The sequence below is a fragment of the Cognatiluteimonas lumbrici genome (assembly GCF_006476065.1).
Taxonomy (GTDB): domain Bacteria; phylum Pseudomonadota; class Gammaproteobacteria; order Xanthomonadales; family Xanthomonadaceae; genus Cognatiluteimonas; species Cognatiluteimonas lumbrici.
This window is the reverse complement of the sequence record NZ_ML636798.1, coordinates 282756-298824: the sequence shown is the minus strand read 5'-3', so window position 1 is coordinate 298824 and position 16069 is coordinate 282756. Positions and strand designations below refer to the sequence as shown.

The following is a 16069-nucleotide window of genomic DNA, read 5'->3' as shown; positions in this document are numbered from 1 at the left end:
CGACGGGGCGCACAACACGTCGCTCAGGCGATCGGTGGCCTCAGGTCACGCCGGCGATCTGCGAACAGCACTGGCGGTCCCTCGGCTATTGCCGAGGCAGGTGCGAGGACAGCCAGTGCATTGAATGGCTGGGACAGGATGGCGACCGAGTGGTGGCACTGGCAATGAGTGCAGGAACCCGAATGCGTGGACAGCGGCCCCTTTTCCGCCGGCGTGTCGTCGATCGATGCCGAGGCCACTGGGTGGCCCGCCTCCCCGAAATCGATCTGCCCGTAATCGTGATTGGCGCAGGCCGCGACCGTACCGATCTTGAGGGCGAACACGAGCAGGACGAAGGCCGCCAGCCGCGTGGAGGCACGCAGGCGAGCAAGGATCGAACTGGCGGGTGCCGACGGCATCGGGGCAGGATAGCCGAGAGTCACGGTGTTATGCAATTACGTAGGGTTTAGAGTGGATGTCCCCAATCCCCGATCCAATTCAGTATGGGCGATAGCTGCTGCCAACGCGAGATCGATGTCCAGGCCCTGGAAGCGCGCCAGCGCCGCACGCTGCTGATCGTCCTCGGCATCAATATCGGCACGTTCCTGTTGATGGTGGGCGCGGCAATTCACGCTCGCTCTTCGTCGTTGCTGTCGGGCGGACTGGACAACTTCGGCGATGCGTTGACCTACGCATTGAGTCTTGCCGTGGTGGGCGCCAACCACCGGGCGAAGGCCGGGGTGGCACTGGTCAAGGCGGCCCTGATCATGGCCGCTGCAATCGCGGTTGCAGTGCAAATTGGCTGGCGACTTGCGCATCCGGCGGTCCCGTTGTTCGAGACCATCGGCGTCGCGGCCATCCTGAATCTCGGCGCCAATGGGTTTTGCCTGTATCTGCTTTCGCCGTTCCGGGCTGGGGACGTCAACATGAGCTCTGCATGGGAGTGCTCGCGCAACGACGTGTGGGAGGGCTTTGCAGTGCTTGCCGCCGCGGGCGGTGTCTGGCTCTTCGGCTCAGGGTGGCCGGATCTCGTGATCGGAGCGTTCCTGCTCGTACTTTTCGCGCGGTCGGCGACGCGTGTTTTCCGCAATGCCTGCTCGGGCCTTGCGTCCGGCGGATAAGCGACGGCTCACGGCACGGGTTCCAGCAGCGCCTTCATCTCCGCAATCTCCGATCGCTGCGAAGCCACGATCTCCCGGCAAAGCGCCTGGATTTCCGGCGCCTGCGGATCCGCCTGTTCGCACATCAGGATGGCCCCGGCATGGTGCGGGATCATGGAGCGCAGGAACTGTTGGTCCGTCACTGCCAGCTGTTGTCGGATACCGAACCAGCACAGCGCCATGAACAATACGGCACCAATCGCAAACCATGTGTTCCGCCGCTTGTCGGGATACATGCTTCGCATCAGCGCCAATTCGATCAGCAGCATCGGCGCTGCCATCAGCCCGGCCATGTAGACCTGGTTGATGTTGTTGAAGACGTTCTCGAAGCGATTCACCATCGCGTACATCAGGATGTACATGGCGACGAACGAGAGCGCCACCATGCCCATGAGGCGACCATAGTGACCCATGTGAGCGTGCTTCACTTCCTGAATCTGCTTCATGACGTACCTCCTATGAGCCCTGCCGGCAAGTGATCAGGTGGCGACCCCACCGGGGGGCCACTGCATTCTCCGACTACATCTTCTGCAAAGCCGTGAATTCCTCGCGACTGAGGCTTCCGTCGTTGTCGGTGTCGACCATCGAGGCATGGGCTGCCATTGGATGCCTGGCCAGCTCTGCCTTTGAAAGGAGACCGCTCTTGTCCGCGTCAAGCGCGTCGAACGCCTTGGTCGAGGGGTCAGGCTGGGCGGGGGCCGCTGCCGACGTGCCGTGGCCCGCATGCGATGCATGGGAATTCGATTGCGGAACAGCCAGGGCATTCCCGGCGGCAAGAGCAGTGGCCAACAGCAGGATGGAAACTTGCTTCATGGGGATCTCATTGAAAGACATGCGGGATGTCACAATCGCATCTGGACCATGGTCCAGAGTCAAGCTTTCCTGCCATCAGATGGGGCCCCGCCGGCGAGCCGACGGGGCCTCTTCGGTCAAGCTGCCGCCATTGCCTCACAGCTTTCAGCGCATCGACGGCAGATCTCCGCGCAACGCTTCATCTCGGCGTCGCCCATCGCCTCGCAGTCCTTGGCGCATTGGCGGCACACTTCTGCGCAGGCACCGCAGATCACGGTGTGGATATCGGCGCCACGAAGCATTGCCGAGGCGCTCGTAGCGCAGATGTCGGCGCAGCTCGCGAGCAGCGCAATATGCTGTGGTGCTGCGTGCTCGCCGCCCTTGGTAAGGCAGTAGTTGATGGTCTCCAGGCAGATCGCGTGGCACTGCGTGCAGTTGTCGATGCACTCGTTCATGGCCTGGGGTCGGTGTTCGGCTGAATGGTGGGTCATGTTGTTTTCCTTCCATGTCGAAATGCGGGCGAGATGCGGCGCGCCCGTATCACCGTCCCCGGTGCAACTGGCCACTCAATGTCGAGCGAATGCGGTGGCCTCCCCCTGTTGGTCGATGATTTCCACGGTGTAGGGCTGGACGGTTCCGTCCGGGACTTCCATGCCCGGCGATCCCAGCGGCATTCCGGCCAACACCAAGCCCTTGGCATCGGGCTTTTCGGCGAGCAGGCGCTTGATGTCCGACGCCGGCACGTGACCTTCGACGAAGTAGCCGCCGACCTTGGCGGTGTGGCAGGAACCCTTCCCATACGGAATGCCCAATCGGGTCTTTACAGGGTCGAGGTTGTCGACATCGCGCACCTCTACCCGGAAGCCGGCTTCGCGCATGTGCTTCACCCAGCCGGTGCAGCAGCCGCACGTTGGGCTCTTGTGCACGGTGACCAGCGGCAGCGATAGGTCGGGCTGGATTGTTGCCGGAGTTGACGGAGGCTGAGCCGCTTGCGTCGAGGCGCCCGGCGATGCCGGTGCGACAGACGGACTGGGTGCCTGGCTGCAGGCGGCGAGTACCAGCGTCGCCAGGAACAATGCGTGGGAGCGGAGCGTGCGCATCTTGGTCAATCCTGATGGTCGTGATCGTCGTGGCCATCGTCGGCCGGCACTGCAGTGGACGCGGCCTGCGGAACCGAAGGCGTGTGCACGTGGCTCATGCCATCGGCGTGGACATGTGTGGTGCCACCCTCCGGGACCGGAACGCCGGCCGCTGGAAGGTGGCCGTCTTCGTGTTCGGCGTCTTCGCCCATGGCATGTTCATGAGGCGCCTCCTCGCCTTCGGCATCCGAGTGTCCGGCCGACTCGCCACCGCCGTGGGAATGTCCGCCGCTGCTGGCGACCAGCTCTTGGTATGCCTGCGGATCGAGGGTGGGCAACTGCCGGATGAACGCCACCATGTTCCAGATGTATTCGTCCTCCATGCTCTTGCCCCAGGCCGGCATGCCGGAAGCCTTGATCCCGTGCTTGATCACCCAGAATGCCTCCGCCTCATCAACCTCAGTTCGGGTGAGATCCGGGGGCGCGGGGTACAGGCCCTTGCTCAGCTCGGTTTCGCTCACGCCGGGCTTCAGGTGGCAGCCCGCGCACATGGCGTTGTAGTTGCCGGCGCCCTGCATCATGCGTTCGCGGCCCTCGAGATCCGGCACCTTGAGGTCGTCCGCCCTGGATCGGATGGACTGGTCCCGGATCGTCTCCATCAACGCATACACCGGCGCGATGTGCGGATCGTCCGCCCCCACGTTGTAGGCGCCCGACCAGACGAAACCCGCGACTGCAACTCCTCCGATCGCAAGGCCTCCCAACACAAACAACGATCTCCTGGTAACGATTGGCATCTCTGAACTCTCCCCTTAGAACCAGATTCGAAAGCCCGCGACCACGCGGGTGTCGTCGGACGGATGACCGTCCTGCTCGCGGTATCGCGCCGTCTGCCCGAAGGCGCGTTCGCGAACGATGCCGATATACGGGGCGAACTCGCGACGGATCTCGTAGCGGAGGCGCAGGCCAAACTCGGCGGTGCTGAGGCCCGAACCGATTCCCCGCATCTCGTCGCCCTTGCCGTGGAACTCGGCCTCCAACAACGGCTGCAGGATCAGCCGATTGGTAAGCAGCATCTCGTACTCGACTTCCATCCTGGCCGCAGTCTGTCCCGACTCGCCGACGTAGGCCGTCGCCTCGACTTCGAACTTGTAGGGCGCAAGCCCCATGACGCCGATTGCCAGGAAGTCCTGCGAGGCTCCCGGCTTGAAGTCATGGCGCACGCCGGCGACCACGTCCCACCAGGCGCTCACGCTGCGACCGTAAAGCACCTCAAGATCGGCCGACTCCAACTCGCCATTGACCTGCTCGCCCTCGCTCCGCAGCCATAAGCGGTTGAGATCGGTTCCGATCCAGCTCTGACCTTCCCAGGCCAGCCCCGTGCCTGCATCGGCATCCCAGGCTTCCAGGCGATTGAAGAGCACGTAATGGAAGATGCCGTTGTCGTGGACAGGATGATTTTCCTCAGGCGCGACGGCGGCCGCGCGATCGGCGTCGGTCACCTCGGGAATTGGCGTGAGCGGATCGACAGTGGCCGGAAGGTCCATCGTCGAGTGGTCCATGGCCGAATGGTCCATGGCCGGGTGGTCCATGGTTGAGTGATTCATCTCCTCTGGCGCTTCCTGTTTCACTTCTTCCGGCTTGTCGGACTGCGCTTCCTGGGGAACTGACGGCGGGGGCGGCATATGGTCGGCGTGTTGTGCCCAAGCAGGCAGCGGCGCCAACAATGTTGCCAACGCAGTGGCAAGGAGCTGCGGGCGGCGGATCGGCTTCGAATGCTTCATGGCGTTCATTCCTCCACCTTGACCTGCCGCATCATTCCGGCCTCCATGTGGTAGAGCAGATGACAGTGGTAAGCCCAAGTGCCGAGTGCATCCGCGCGGACCCGATAACCGCGCTTCGTCCCGGGGGGCATGTCGATGGTGTGCTTGCGGACGTGGAAGTTGCCCTGTTCGTCCTCCAGATCACTCCACATGCCGTGCAGGTGGATCGGATGGGTCATCATGGTGTCGTTGACCAGCACGATGCGCAGCCGCTCGCCGTAGTTGAAACGCAGGGGCGCCGCATCGGAGAACTTCATGCCATCGAAGCCCCAGGCGAACTTCTCCATGTGCCCGGTGAGATGCAGCTCGATCTCGCGTCCCGGCTCACGCCCGTCCGGATCGGGGAAGGCGCTCTTTAGCATCGCGTAGGTCAGGACGGTGCGGCCGTTGTCACGCAGTCCGATGCCGGGATCCGCGAGCATGGGCGCGGGGGTCATCGTCTGCATGTCGACGAGCGGGTTGCCTTCCTCGCTTGCCGGATGCGATTGCATCCCGGTTCCGCCATGCTCCATGCCCGCCATCGAACCGGTGGCCATCGCGGCCATGTCATGGCCCGCGTGGTTCATGGCGCCCTGCTCCATTCCCGCCATGCCCGACATCCCGGCCATGTCGTGCCCCATGCCGCCGTGCCCCATGTCGGCCATGGTGAGGATCGGGCGTGGATCGACTGCCGGCACCGGAGCGCGCAGTCCTTCGCGCACGGCCAGGGTGCCGCTGACGTAACCGGTGCGGCCCATGTCCTGCGCAAAGATCGTAAAGGCATCCTGCCCGCTGGGCTCGACGATGACATCGAAGGTTTCCGCCGTCGCGATGCGAAATTCGTCGACCGTCACCGGATGCACGTACTGGCCGTCGGCGGCCACCACAGTCATCTTCAATCCAGGGATGCGGACATCGAAGTGGGTCATCGATGATCCGTTGATGATGCGGAGCCGAATCTTCTCGCCGGACCGGAACAACCCGGTCCAGTTGCCCAGTGAGGTCGTCCCGTTCAACAGGTAGGTGTAAGTGTTGCCATTGACGTCCGAGAGATCGGTCGGCGTCATCCGCATACGGCCCCACATGCCGCGATTGGCCAGCGTCGCCGCCCACCCGTCGTCGCGTACGTCCTCGAAGAAGTCGCCGACCGTGCGCTTGGAGTAGTTGTCGTAGTCCGACATCTTCTTCAGTCGCGCGAAGAGCGCGGCGGGATCGAGGTCGGTCCAGTCGGTCAGCATGACCACGTAGTCCCGGTCGTAAGCAAACGGCTCGGGCTCGATGGGATCGATTACCAGCGGTCCGTAGAGGCCCGCCTGCTCCTGGAATGCCGAATGGCTGTGATACCAGTAGGTGCCACCCTGTTTGACGTGGAAGCGGTAGTGATAGGTCTCGCCGCGACCGATGCCGTCGAAGCTCAATCCCGGGACGCCGTCCATGTTGGCGGGCAGCAGGATGCCGTGCCAGTGGATCGAAGCTTCGTGCCCGTGAATCGAATCCGGCGGCAGCGCATTGGCCACGCGCAGGTTGACGGTGGTTCCTTCGCGCCAGCGCAGGAGCGGTGCGGGCAGGGAACCATTGACAGTGATGGCCGGCCGGGTGAGACCGGTGATATTGACGGGCGTTTCGCCGATGGACAGGTCGAACTCGGTGCCCGACAGCACGTTGAGCTGGCCGGGCGACTTCACGGCCCAGGTGGCCTTGGGCCACAGGCCGAAGCCGGCGACAACCCCGCCGGCGGCGAGGCCCTGTACGAAGCGACGCCGCGACATTTCGAACGCGCGACCGGCCTTGCGGTCAAGGGAATGCGATGACATGGGGAACTCCACGAAAAGCGTCAGGCTCGTGAGAGCCGAAGCACGACTCCGGCTGCCGTAGTACGCAGGCAGGCAGGAGCGATCAGGCGCACTGAGGCGCCGAAGGGACGCTTAGCGGATGGGAGGTCGGATCAGATGCGGCAAGGCCGGCGTGGCATGGCCCAACGACATGTGGGCTACTGCGAGGTCACGGCCCGCAACGAGCTCCGTCGACGGGAGCGCGGGCAGGGGGACCTGGGAGACGTGCGCACAAGCGCAGGCGCAGAGCCCGGACTTGCAACAATCGGGGGCTGGAGACTCTTCGTGCGGCGCGCCTGCATCCCCCTCAGCGGCGCCCTGCTCATCGTGGCAGGGAATCCCGGCGCTCGCGGGCATGCGGACTTGCTCCGCCGTGGATGCCTGCTCGACATGCATGCGGGTCGCAGCCATCGCACCGCCAATCCCGTTGAGCACGAGGGCGACACTGAGAAGCAGGCGAAAGAGGACCAGCGGAGACAGCATCGCGTCACTCTATCCCATGCCCCGACGTCAAGGGTATAGGGCGGATGAAGTCTGGGCTTGATCCAGGGTCGCTTCGCTGACGTGCGGGGGAATGGGCTTTGCACATGGCGTTCTGTTGCTGACCCGGAAGTGCGTAGGCTGGTGGTCGGGCCGTCCTCCCCCTGCGGCCGGAGCACTCCGCCATGTCCGACGGCAACGGTCCCCTTCCCGGCCCAGACCTGGCCCGCGGCGTGCCGCTGGCGTCGATCCCGGACGACGGCGTGCTGGCCGGCCGGGTCGGCGACGACGCGGTGTTGCTGGTGCGGCTGGACGATGGCGTGCACGCGGTCGGCGCGCACTGCACCCACTACGGCGCGCCGCTGGCCGAAGGCCGGATCGCCGACGGCAGCGTGCACTGCCCCTGGCACCACGCCTGCTTCGACCTGCGCACCGGCGCCGCCGACTGCGCACCGGCGTTCGCCCCGCTCGGCCGCTGGCGGACCGAAGTCGTGGACGGCAGCGTATTCGTGCGCGAACGGCTGCCGGGGCCACCGGCAGCGACCGTCCACCACGGCGCCGGCAAGCCGCGCCGGGTGGTGATCGTCGGCGGCGGCGCCGCCGGTCATGCCGCGGCACGCCGACTGCGCGACCGCGGTTTCGACGGCAGCGTGACCATGCTCAGCGCCGACGCGGACGTCCCGGTCGACCGCCCCAACCTGTCGAAGGACTTCCTCGCCGGCACCGCGCCACCCGAATGGCTGCCGTTGCAGGATGCCGCCGCCTACGTCGACCAGGGCATCGACCTGCGCCTGGACTGTGAAGTCGCGGCGCTGGATCCGCAGGCGCGGCGCGTGACCACCGCGACCGGCGAACGCTTCGACTACGACGTCCTGCTGCTGGCGACCGGCGCCGAACCGCGTCGGCTCGGGTTGCCGGGCTTCGACCTGGCGCACGTCTTCAGCCTGCGCACGCTCGCCGATGCGCAGCGGATCGTGGCCGCCGCGGCAGGCGCGCGCAGCGTCGCGTTCGTCGGCGCGGGCTTCATCGGGCTGGAGGCGGCCGCCGCGTTGCGCAGCCGTGGCCTGGCGGTGTCGATCGTGGCCCCGGAAGCGGTGCCGATGGCGCGGATCCTCGGCGAGCAGCTGGGCGAATTCCTGGCCGGTCTGCATCGCGACCATGGCGTTGCGTTCCATCTGGGCCGCAAGCCGGTGCGCCTGGACGGCCACGCGCTGGTGCTGGACGACGGCAGCCGGGTCGCGGCCGACCTGGTGATCGTCGGTGCCGGAGTGGTCCCGCGCACGCAGCTTGCCGAAGCCGCCGGGATGGCGGTGGACAACGGCATCCTGGTGGACGCGACCCTGCAAACCTCGATCCCCGGGCTTTACGCCGCTGGCGATGTCGCGCGCTATCCGCACGGGGGCGCCCACGCCCGGGTCGAGCACTGGGTGCACGCGCAACGCCAGGGCCAGTGCGTCGCCGACAACCTGCTGGGCGACGCGCGCGAGTTCACCGACGTGCCGTTCTTCTGGACCCACCAGTACGACCTGGAACTGCGGGTCACCGGCCACCTGGCCGGGTGGGACGAGTTGCGGATCGAAGGCTCGCCCGAGGCTCGCGACTTCACCGCGCGCTATTACCGCTGGGGCACGCTGGTCGCCGCGGCGACCGTGGGCCGCGACCGCGCGAACCTGGAGCTGGAGGCGGAACTGGCGGCCGCGTGATCGCGGCCGCCGGGTGGCTTCAGTCGCCGATCTGCTTCTGCAGGTGCTCCCAGCGCTCCTGCTCGTCGATGGTGCGCTCGGCGGTGAGGCGCGCCTCCAGCCGGTCGAGGCCGATTTCCTCGCCCGAATCGATGCTGTAGCCGTACTCGCCCTCGTCCACGCGCTTGAGCGTGCTGTCGATCTTGCCGATCAGCTTGCGGTAGCGGTCGCGGGTGCGCAGTTCCAGCGAGTTCTCGGTCTCGCGCGTGGCGCGCTCGGCCTCGTCGCCGACGTCGCGCACTTCGTCCTTGAGGTTCTCGATGGTCTGCTTGGATTCCTCGACCAGGTCCGCGCGCCACTGCAGCAGCCGCTGGCGGAAGTACTCCAGCATCAGCGGGTTCATGTACTCCTCGTCGGCGCTCGGCTTGTAGCCGTCGGGCACGATCGGGCGCCCGCTGTCGTCCGTCTTGTACGGGACCACCTTGACCTTGGTGCGCGGCGCGGGCGCGGCCGGCGCTGCGACCCGCGCGACCGCGACCTTGCCGATCGGGCGTGCGCGCGGTGCGGTGCGCGCCGGCGCCTCGACACGGGCCTGCTTGGCCGGACGCGAGGCGGCCTTGGCGACCGGGCGCTGCGCGGCCTTGGCCGGGGCGGCCTTCTTCGCGACCGCCGCCTTCCTGACCAGCGCCGCCTTCGCGGGCGCGGCCTTCTTCGCGACGGCCTTCTTGACCGGGGCCTGCTTGACCGGGGCCTGCTTCGCCACGGCCTTCTTCGCCGCAGCCTTCTTGACGGGCGCCTTCTTCACCGGCGCCTTCTTCGCAACGGCCTTCTTCGCCGGCGCGGCCTTCTTCGCCACGGCCTTCCTGGCGGCGGCCTTCTTGACCGGCGTCTTCCTGGCCGGCGCCTTCTTCGCGACCGCCTTCTTCGCCGCGACCTTCTTCACCGGCGCCTTCTTCGCCGCGCCCTTCCCGGCGACGGCCTTCTTCGCCGCCTTCTTCACGGGAGCCTTGGCGGGGGTCTTCCTGGAGGCAGCCTTGGCCGCCTTCTTCGGGGTTTTCTTCGAAGCCACGGTGTTTCGTTCCTCTTCTTCCCTTGAGACGGGAAAGCGCGCTGTTATACCCTGCGGGGACCATACCGGCAACCTTGCACGAGTGTGCGCGGCGTGCCGTCCAATTATCGTGATCGCACGCCTGCTCATTGCCCTCCTGCGCGGCTACAAGCGCTGGCTCAGCCCCCTGCTGGGCCCGCGCTGCCGTTTCGTGCCGACCTGCTCGGAGTACGCGATGACCGCGATCGCGCGTTTCGGCGCGCTCAAGGGCGGCTGGCTGGCGCTGCGGCGCATTGGCCGCTGCCATCCGCTCCACCCCGGGGGCCACGATCCCGTGCCCCCGCCCTGACCCGGGAACCCAGATGACCGACACCCTGATCGTCAATGCCCGCCTGGTGAACGAAGGCCGCGAGTTCGACGGCGACCTGCGCATCCGCGACGGCCGCATCGAAGCCATCGGCAGCGGCCTGGCGGCGCGCGACGGCGAGACCGTGGTGGACGCCTCCGGCCGCCGCCTGCTGCCGGGCATGATCGACGACCAGGTGCATTTCCGCGAACCGGGCCTGGAATACAAGGCCGACATGGCCACGGAATCGGCGGCCGCCGTGGCCGGCGGGCTGACCAGCGTGATGGACATGCCCAACACCAGCCCGCCGACGCTGGACGCCGCGGCGCTCGAGGACAAGTACCGGCGCGCGGCCGGGCGGATGTGGGCCAACCACGGCTTCTACCTCGGCGCGAGCAACGACAACATCGAAGCGATCCGTGCGCTCGATCCGTTGTCCGCGCCCGGCATCAAGGTGTTCATGGGCGCGTCCACCGGCAACATGCTGGTGGACGACCCGGACACCCTGGACGCGATCTTCCGCGACGCGCCGACGCCGATCATCACCCACTGCGAGGACACGCCGACGATCGAGGCCAACCTCGCGGCGTACAAGGCGAAGTACGGCGACGACATCCCGGTGGAGTGCCACCCGCTGATCCGCTCGCGGGAGGCGTGCATGAAGTCGAGCGTGCTTGCGACGACGCTGGCGAAGAAGCACGGCGCGCGCCTGCACGTGCTGCACATCTCCACCGCCGACGAGCTGGCGCTGTTCGAGCCCGGCCCGCTGCTGCGCGCGGACGGCACCCGCAAGCGCATCACCGCCGAGACCTGCATCCACTTCCTGCGCTTCGACAGCCGCGACTATCCGCGGCTGGGCAACCTGATCAAGTGCAACCCGGCGATCAAGGAGCCGTCCGACCGCGAGGCGCTCACCGCCGCGCTGGCCGACGGCCGCATCGACGTGCTCGCCACCGACCACGCGCCGCACACCTGGGAGGAGAAGCAGCGTCCGTACGCGCAGGCGCCGAGCGGGCTGCCGCTGGTGCAGCACGCGCTGCTGGCGGCGCTGGAACTGGTGCACGAGGGCAAACTGACGACCGCGCAGGTGGTGCAGAAGGTGTCGCACGCACCGGCGCAACTGTTCGACGTCGCCGAGCGCGGCTACCTGCGCGAGGGCCATTTCGCCGACCTGGTGCTGGTGGACGACGCGCCGCTGCAGGTGCGCCGCGAGGACGTGCTCTCCAAGTGCGGCTGGTCCCCCTTCGACGGCATGACCTTCCGTTCCCGCATCGCCGCCACCTGGGTCAACGGCACCCAGGTCTGGGACGGCACCCGCCTCCTCGGCCAAGCCGCCGGCCAACGCCTCAAATTCAACCGCTGACCGGACTGCCTTTTAGCCACAGATTCCACAGATCAAAAAAGGATTGTTCGCTGCGATCTGACCGGTCACCGCGAAACCGATTGCTTTTCAATCCTTTTCAATCTGTGAAATCTGTGGCTAAAGAATGCTCTCACCCGCTGACGCGGGCGACGGCGTCGTGGGGGTGGAGGGATTCGTAGTGGGCGACGGTGGCGTCGAAGCGGTCCACGCGCGGGTCGGCGGAGAGCGCGGCCGCGACGCGGCGGGCGGCGTCCTCGCAGAACATCAGGTTGGCGGCATTGAGCTCGGCGAAGGCCTGCTCGTCCTCGCGCTTGACCGCGGTCTGCACCGGCGTGCCGAGCGCCTCCTCGAGCAGGTCCACCAGCGCCGCCACCGGCAGCTCGTCGAAGGCCGGCTTCAGCTCCACGCGCACGTCGGCGCGGCTGCGCTGCGCGTGCGGCGTGGCCGCCATCCCGCGCTCGGAGGCCAGCCAGTCGCGCACGACCTCGGGCGACAGCGGGCGCGCAGCGGCGAAATCCTCCGCGAAGCGCTCGGCGTTGATCTGGCGCGACAGCGCGGCCGAGGCCGGGCAGGTGCTGGAGTACTCCACCGCCAGCGACAGCGCGAGCTTCAGGTGGCCGTCGCGCAGGGTCGCCTCGATCGCAACCGGGTACTGCTTCCAGCCGGCGTGCGCGCTGGCCAGCGCCGGACGGTTGAGCAGATGCGCGTAGCGCACCACCAGCCGCGCGGCGCTGCTCAGCCCGCGCTGCGAGTCCACGAAGCCCTGCAGCACCTTGCGCAGCCCGCCGGGCGTGATCGCCTCGGTGGCGAAGGCCTGCTGCAGGCCCAGGTACAGGCGCGACATGTGGATTCCGCGCGCCGCGGCGTCACCGAGGTCCACCGCCACGTCCACAGACGCGGCGACCTGCACGGTGGCGCCATCCTCGCCGGCGATCCGCACCGGCAGCGCGATGTTGTCCATGCCGACCCAGTCCAGCGGCCGCGCCAGCGCGACCGGCTCGCGGGCGACGTCGGGCAGGGTCAGGGGGGATTCGGGGGCAGTTGCCATCGGCGCATTGTACCGGGCGCCCGCACGGCCACCGTTGACGAGTTGGAACGCTAGGTCTTGCGCGCGGCGCGCCAGGCCCCGAACAGCGTGCGCATGCGCGCCGGCGGGCCGTGGGCACCGCGTGCGTGGCGCGCAAGGCGGGCGTGCAGGATCGCGTCGAACAGGCGCCCGGCCAGCGGCCGCCCGCGCGCATCAAGGCCGCCTGCATGCCATCCGGCCGCGAGGGCCGCGGCTTCCTGGCGGTGCACCGCATCGTCGGCGCCACCCAGCAGGCGCTGCGCGCGCAGCCCGTCGGCGAGGGTGTCCCAGGGCACCGCGACGCTGCCCGGCTCCAGCGCCGCGCCGACCGCGGCCAGCGCTTCGGCGAACGGCCGCAGCCGCGCCGGCGCCGGCTGCTCGCGGGTCGCCGCCAGCAGCGGCAAGGCCGCCGCGAGCATCGCCCAGGGCGCCTCGCGCGGCTGCAGCAGCTTGCCGAGCGGATGCCGGCGCATGCCGCGCTGCCAGGCCTCGAGTTCCTCCTGCCACCAGCCCAGCTTGGCCTCGCCCGGGCGCGGATCGCTGCCGCCCCAGGCCGCGTCCAGCAGTTCCTGGCGCAGGGCCAGCCAGGCCACGACGGCCTCGCGTTGCGGTGCCGGCACGAACACCTCGGCCAGCGCCCACTCGGGCCAGCGCGCGCGCCACTTGTCGAGGAAGCTGTCGGGGCCCTCGGCCACGCCCGCGCCCATGCTCACGCCCGCCAGGCGTCGAGCAGTTGCAGCGGCTCCGCGTGCACCGCGTCGGCCTGCCAGGTGAGCGGGTCGTCGTCGTCCAGGCGATAACCCCAGAGCGCGGCATGGGCGGGCATGCCGGCGGCGCGCGCGGCGATGATGTCGCGCTCGTCGTCGCCGACGTACGCGCACTCGCCCGGCGCCACCCCGACCTGCCTGGCCGCGTGCAGCAGCGGCGCCGGGTCCGGCTTGGCGACCGGCAGCGTGTCGCCGCCGACCAGCACCGCGCAGCGCGATTCCCAGCCCAGCAGCGGCATCAGCGCGCGCGCCAGCGCCTCGGGCTTGTTGGTCACGATGCCCCAGCGGCTGCCGGCGTCCTCGATCGCGTCGAGCAGTTCGGCGACGCCGGCGAACGGCGCGCCGTGCTGCGCGAGCTCGCGCCGGTAGATGTCGAGGAACGGCTGTACCAGGGCTTCGCGCGCGTCCTCGTCGAGATCCGGGAACGCGGCTGCGAGCATCGCGCGCGAGCCGCGCGACACGTGCGGGCGCAACTGCGACTCGGGCATCGACGGGCGCCCGTGGCGCGAGCGCAGCACCGCGATCGTGGCGACGAAGTCCGGCGCGCTGTCGAGCAGCGTGCCGTCCAGGTCGAACAGCACCAGCGGCGGCACCTGCCCGCCCTGCATGCCCGGCACCGCGGGCATCACGCGGCCCCCGGCCTGCGCGCGCAGGCCAGGTAATTGACGTCGGTGCGGCGCGAGAGGCGCGCCGCGTCGCGCCACGGCGCGTAGGCGAGGCCGCTGACGTCCTCGAGCTGCAGGCCCTGCCCGCGCAGCCAGCCTGCGAGCTCGGAGGGGCGGATGAAATCGCGGTAGCGGTGGGTGCCCCTGGGCAGCATGCGCGCGACGTACTCGGCGCCGACGATCGCCAATGCGAACGCCGCCGGCGTGCGGTTCAGCGTGGACAGGAACAGGCGCCCGCCCGGCTTGAGCAGGGTGGCGCACGCGGCGACCACCGACACCGGGTCCGGGACGTGCTCGAGCAACTCCATGCAGGTGATGGCGTCGAAGCTGCCCGGGCGTTCGGCGGCCAGCGATTCCACCGACTGCTGGCGGTAGTCCACCTGCACGCCCGATTCGAGCCCGTGCAGGCGCGCGACCTTGAGCAGGTCGGGGGCCAGGTCGATCGCGGTCACCCGCGCGCCCTCGGCCGCCAGCGCCTCGCTGAGCAGGCCGCCGCCGCAGCCGACGTCGAGCACGGTCGCGTCGCGCAACGCAACGCGGTCGGCGACGTAGCGCAGGCGCGCCGGGTTCAGCGCGTGCAGCGCCTTCTGCGGGCCCTGCGGGTCCCACCAGCGGCTGGCGAGGCTGTTGAACTTGTCGAGTTCGGCCTGCGAAACGTTGCTCATCGGGTCTGCTCGATGCCTGCGATGCGCTGGCGCCACTGCCGTGCCCTGGCCATGATGGCCGCTTCGTCCATGTCCACGAGCCGGCGCTCGCGCAGCTTCGCGCGGCCCGCGATCCAGGCATCGGTGACCTGGTGGCGGCCGGTGGCATAGACCAGCTGCGAGACGACGTGGTGCAGCGGCTGGGTCTCCAGCTGCGCCATGTCCACGACCACGAGGTCGGCCTGCTTGCCCGGCTCGATCGAGCCGATGCGGTCCTCGAAGCCGACCGCGCGCGCGCCGCCGAGGGTCGCCGCGCGCAGCGCGCTGGCCGCGTCGAACGCGGCCGCGTCGCGCGCCACCGCCTTGGCCAGCAGCGCGGCGGTGCGGGTCTCGCCGAACATGTCGAGGTCGTTGTTGCTGGCGCAGCCGTCGGTGCCGATCGCCAGCACCACGCCGACGCGCGCCAGCTCGGCGACCGGGCTGAAGCCGGAGGCCAGCTTGAGGTTGGACTCCGGGCAATGCACCACGGTGGCGCCGCGCTGCGCGCACAGGGCGATCTCGCCATTGGTGAGCTGGGTCATGTGCACCGCCACCAGGCGGTCGTTGACCAGGCCCAGCCGGTCCATGCGCGCGATCGGGCGCTGCCCGGCCGTGCGCTGCGCTTCCTCGACCTCGTGCGCGGTCTCGTGCAGGTGCAGGTGCACCGGCACGTCGAGCTGGTCGGCGAGCATGCGGATGCGCTCGAAGTTCGCGTCCGACACGGTGTACGGGGCGTGCGGCGCAAAGGCGGTCGCGACCAGCGGGTCGTCGCGCCACTGGTCGTGGACCTCGCCGGCCTTGTCGAAGTACTCGTCGTCGCCCTTGGCCCAGGCGGTCGGGAAGTCGATCACCGGCAGCCCGACGCGCGCGCGGAAGCCGTGGCGCTTGTAGGTCGCCGCCTGCACGTCGGGAAAGAAATAGTTCTCGTTGCAGCAGGTGGTGCCGCCGCGCAGCATCTCGGCGATCGCCAGTTCGATGCCGTCGGCGACGAAGTCGGGCGCGATCACCGCGGCCTCGATCGGCCAGATGTGGCCCTGCAGCCACTCCTGCAACGGCAGGTCGTCCGCGACCCCGCGCAGCAGGGTCATCGGGTTGTGGGTGTGCGCGTTGACCAGGCCCGGGATGAGCACGCCGTCCGGACGCGACACCACCTCGCCGGCGGCGAAGCGCGCGCGGGCCTCGGCGCGCGGCAGCAGCGCCACGATGCCGCCGTCGCGCACCGCCACCGCGTGGTCGGCGAGCACCACCCCGTGCGGCTCGACCGGGACCACCCAGCCGGCCTCGATCAGCAGGTCGCAACGCTCCGGAGCGCCCTCGCCCGCCAT

The 16069-nt window shown here is 68.7% G+C and carries 19 protein-coding genes; 4 read left to right on the top strand and 15 right to left on the bottom strand.

The features are described 5' to 3' along the window. Positions 1 to 23: 23 nt before the first annotated feature. On the bottom strand, positions 24 to 398 hold the full coding sequence (locus E4F25_RS01560; protein WP_140908523.1) for a hypothetical protein: 375 nt from the start codon (positions 396 to 398) through the stop codon (positions 24 to 26). A gap of 84 nt (positions 399 to 482) precedes the next feature. Here E4F25_RS01560 and E4F25_RS01555 point away from each other — a divergent pair, with 84 nt between their 5' ends. Next, positions 483 to 1100 carry a cation diffusion facilitator family transporter gene (locus E4F25_RS01555; RefSeq protein ID WP_140908522.1) on the top strand — a complete coding sequence of 206 codons (618 nt, stop codon included), beginning with the start codon at positions 483 to 485 and terminating at the stop codon, positions 1098 to 1100. An 8-nt stretch (positions 1101 to 1108) separates the two neighbouring features. Here the strand turns inward: E4F25_RS01555 and E4F25_RS01550 are convergent, their stop codons facing one another. The 8 genes from E4F25_RS01550 to E4F25_RS11680 all read right to left on the bottom strand — a co-directional run bounded on the left by E4F25_RS01550 (position 1109) and on the right by E4F25_RS11680 (position 7127). Further along, the gene (locus E4F25_RS01550; RefSeq protein ID WP_220433168.1) at positions 1109 to 1585 is read right to left on the bottom strand and encodes a DUF305 domain-containing protein; all 477 of its coding nucleotides are present in this window, start codon (positions 1583 to 1585) and stop codon (positions 1109 to 1111) included. Positions 1586 to 1658: 73 nt separating this feature from the next. Then, positions 1659 to 1952 (bottom strand): EF-hand domain-containing protein, encoded by a 294-nt coding sequence (locus tag E4F25_RS01545; RefSeq protein WP_181168171.1) that lies wholly within the window; start codon positions 1950 to 1952, stop codon positions 1659 to 1661. 116 nt (positions 1953 to 2068) lie between these two features. Further along, a complete protein-coding gene (locus E4F25_RS01540; RefSeq protein ID WP_140908520.1) occupies positions 2069 to 2422 on the bottom strand; it encodes a four-helix bundle copper-binding protein in 354 nt (117 codons plus the stop codon). A 75-nt stretch (positions 2423 to 2497) separates the two neighbouring features. After that, positions 2498 to 3031: a DUF411 domain-containing protein gene (locus E4F25_RS01535; RefSeq protein WP_140908519.1), complete on the bottom strand. Its 534-nt coding sequence runs from the start codon at positions 3029 to 3031 to the stop codon at positions 2498 to 2500. A gap of 5 nt (positions 3032 to 3036) precedes the next feature. Further along, positions 3037 to 3807, bottom strand: a complete 771-nt coding sequence (locus E4F25_RS01530) for a c-type cytochrome (RefSeq protein WP_181168170.1) — start codon at positions 3805 to 3807, stop codon at positions 3037 to 3039. Positions 3808 to 3822: 15 nt separating this feature from the next. Then, positions 3823 to 4794: a copper resistance protein B gene (locus E4F25_RS01525; RefSeq protein WP_246069689.1), complete on the bottom strand. Its 972-nt coding sequence runs from the start codon at positions 4792 to 4794 to the stop codon at positions 3823 to 3825. A 5-nt stretch (positions 4795 to 4799) separates the two neighbouring features. Beyond that, on the bottom strand, positions 4800 to 6626 hold the full coding sequence (locus E4F25_RS01520; protein ID WP_246069687.1) for a copper resistance system multicopper oxidase: 1827 nt from the start codon (positions 6624 to 6626) through the stop codon (positions 4800 to 4802). Positions 6627 to 6737: 111 nt separating this feature from the next. Beyond that, positions 6738 to 7127, bottom strand: a complete 390-nt coding sequence (locus E4F25_RS11680) for a CopL family metal-binding regulatory protein (protein WP_140908517.1) — start codon at positions 7125 to 7127, stop codon at positions 6738 to 6740. Positions 7128 to 7309: 182 nt separating this feature from the next. Here E4F25_RS11680 and E4F25_RS01510 point away from each other — a divergent pair, with 182 nt between their 5' ends. Beyond that, positions 7310 to 8827, top strand: coding sequence for an FAD-dependent oxidoreductase (locus E4F25_RS01510; RefSeq protein WP_140908516.1), 1518 nt, complete (start codon positions 7310 to 7312; stop codon positions 8825 to 8827). Positions 8828 to 8846: 19 nt separating this feature from the next. On the opposite strand, the gene dksA is transcribed toward E4F25_RS01510, so the two are convergent. Next, complete coding sequence (dksA, locus tag E4F25_RS01505) at positions 8847 to 9875, bottom strand: RNA polymerase-binding protein DksA (RefSeq protein ID WP_246069685.1); 1029 nt, start codon at positions 9873 to 9875, stop codon at positions 8847 to 8849. 109 nt (positions 9876 to 9984) lie between these two features. Here dksA and yidD point away from each other — a divergent pair, with 109 nt between their 5' ends. Together yidD and E4F25_RS01495 are read left to right on the top strand one after the other, a co-directional pair. Beyond that, positions 9985 to 10203 (top strand): membrane protein insertion efficiency factor YidD, encoded by a 219-nt coding sequence (gene yidD / locus E4F25_RS01500; RefSeq protein WP_140908514.1) that lies wholly within the window; start codon positions 9985 to 9987, stop codon positions 10201 to 10203. 13 nt (positions 10204 to 10216) lie between these two features. Next, positions 10217 to 11563: a dihydroorotase gene (locus tag E4F25_RS01495; protein ID WP_140908513.1), complete on the top strand. Its 1347-nt coding sequence runs from the start codon at positions 10217 to 10219 to the stop codon at positions 11561 to 11563. Positions 11564 to 11693: 130 nt separating this feature from the next. Here E4F25_RS01495 and folE2 read toward each other — a convergent pair whose 3' ends face one another. The 5 genes from folE2 to E4F25_RS01470 are packed head-to-tail and all read right to left on the bottom strand — an operon-like array spanning position 11694 to position 16069. Next, entirely contained in the window at positions 11694 to 12611 is a 918-nt protein-coding gene (folE2, locus tag E4F25_RS01490; protein WP_140908512.1) for a GTP cyclohydrolase FolE2, read from the bottom strand. A 50-nt stretch (positions 12612 to 12661) separates the two neighbouring features. Beyond that, on the bottom strand, positions 12662 to 13336 hold the full coding sequence (locus E4F25_RS01485) for an isoprenoid biosynthesis enzyme family protein (RefSeq protein ID WP_140908511.1): 675 nt from the start codon (positions 13334 to 13336) through the stop codon (positions 12662 to 12664). Positions 13337 to 13338: 2 nt separating this feature from the next. Further along, a complete protein-coding gene (gene gph, locus E4F25_RS01480; protein WP_407062818.1) occupies positions 13339 to 14004 on the bottom strand; it encodes a phosphoglycolate phosphatase in 666 nt (221 codons plus the stop codon). A gap of 17 nt (positions 14005 to 14021) precedes the next feature. Continuing rightward, the gene (ubiG, locus tag E4F25_RS01475; RefSeq protein ID WP_140908509.1) at positions 14022 to 14726 is read right to left on the bottom strand and encodes a bifunctional 2-polyprenyl-6-hydroxyphenol methylase/3-demethylubiquinol 3-O-methyltransferase UbiG; all 705 of its coding nucleotides are present in this window, start codon (positions 14724 to 14726) and stop codon (positions 14022 to 14024) included. Then, the gene (locus tag E4F25_RS01470) at positions 14723 to 16069 is read right to left on the bottom strand and encodes a TRZ/ATZ family hydrolase (protein WP_140908508.1); all 1347 of its coding nucleotides are present in this window, start codon (positions 16067 to 16069) and stop codon (positions 14723 to 14725) included. Before E4F25_RS01470 ends, ubiG begins: the two co-directional genes overlap by 4 nt.

Bases quoted from the DNA above. Each gene is read 5' to 3' on its own strand.
- E4F25_RS01560 (WP_140908523.1), bottom strand. From the start codon at position 398: ATGCCGTCGGCACCCGCCAGTTCGATCCTTGCTCGCCTGCGTGCCTCC.
- E4F25_RS01555 (WP_140908522.1), top strand. From the start codon at position 483: ATGGGCGATAGCTGCTGCCAACGCGAGATCGATGTCCAGGCCCTGGAA.
- E4F25_RS01550 (WP_220433168.1), bottom strand. From the start codon at position 1,585: ATGAAGCAGATTCAGGAAGTGAAGCACGCTCACATGGGTCACTATGGT.
- E4F25_RS01545 (WP_181168171.1), bottom strand. From the start codon at position 1,952: ATGAAGCAAGTTTCCATCCTGCTGTTGGCCACTGCTCTTGCCGCCGGG.
- E4F25_RS01540 (WP_140908520.1), bottom strand. From the start codon at position 2,422: ATGACCCACCATTCAGCCGAACACCGACCCCAGGCCATGAACGAGTGC.
- E4F25_RS01535 (WP_140908519.1), bottom strand. From the start codon at position 3,031: ATGCGCACGCTCCGCTCCCACGCATTGTTCCTGGCGACGCTGGTACTC.
- E4F25_RS01530 (WP_181168170.1), bottom strand. From the start codon at position 3,807: ATGCCAATCGTTACCAGGAGATCGTTGTTTGTGTTGGGAGGCCTTGCG.
- E4F25_RS01525 (WP_246069689.1), bottom strand. From the start codon at position 4,794: ATGAAGCATTCGAAGCCGATCCGCCGCCCGCAGCTCCTTGCCACTGCG.
- E4F25_RS01520 (WP_246069687.1), bottom strand. From the start codon at position 6,626: ATGTCATCGCATTCCCTTGACCGCAAGGCCGGTCGCGCGTTCGAAATG.
- E4F25_RS11680 (WP_140908517.1), bottom strand. From the start codon at position 7,127: ATGCTGTCTCCGCTGGTCCTCTTTCGCCTGCTTCTCAGTGTCGCCCTC.
- E4F25_RS01510 (WP_140908516.1), top strand. From the start codon at position 7,310: ATGTCCGACGGCAACGGTCCCCTTCCCGGCCCAGACCTGGCCCGCGGC.
- E4F25_RS01495 (WP_140908513.1), top strand. From the start codon at position 10,217: ATGACCGACACCCTGATCGTCAATGCCCGCCTGGTGAACGAAGGCCGC.
- folE2 (WP_140908512.1), bottom strand. From the start codon at position 12,611: ATGGCAACTGCCCCCGAATCCCCCCTGACCCTGCCCGACGTCGCCCGC.
- E4F25_RS01485 (WP_140908511.1), bottom strand. From the start codon at position 13,336: ATGGGCGCGGGCGTGGCCGAGGGCCCCGACAGCTTCCTCGACAAGTGG.
- gph (WP_407062818.1), bottom strand. From the start codon at position 14,004: ATGCAGGGCGGGCAGGTGCCGCCGCTGGTGCTGTTCGACCTGGACGGC.
- ubiG (WP_140908509.1), bottom strand. From the start codon at position 14,726: ATGAGCAACGTTTCGCAGGCCGAACTCGACAAGTTCAACAGCCTCGCC.
- E4F25_RS01470 (WP_140908508.1), bottom strand. From the start codon at position 16,069: ATGGCGGGCGAGGGCGCTCCGGAGCGTTGCGACCTGCTGATCGAGGCC.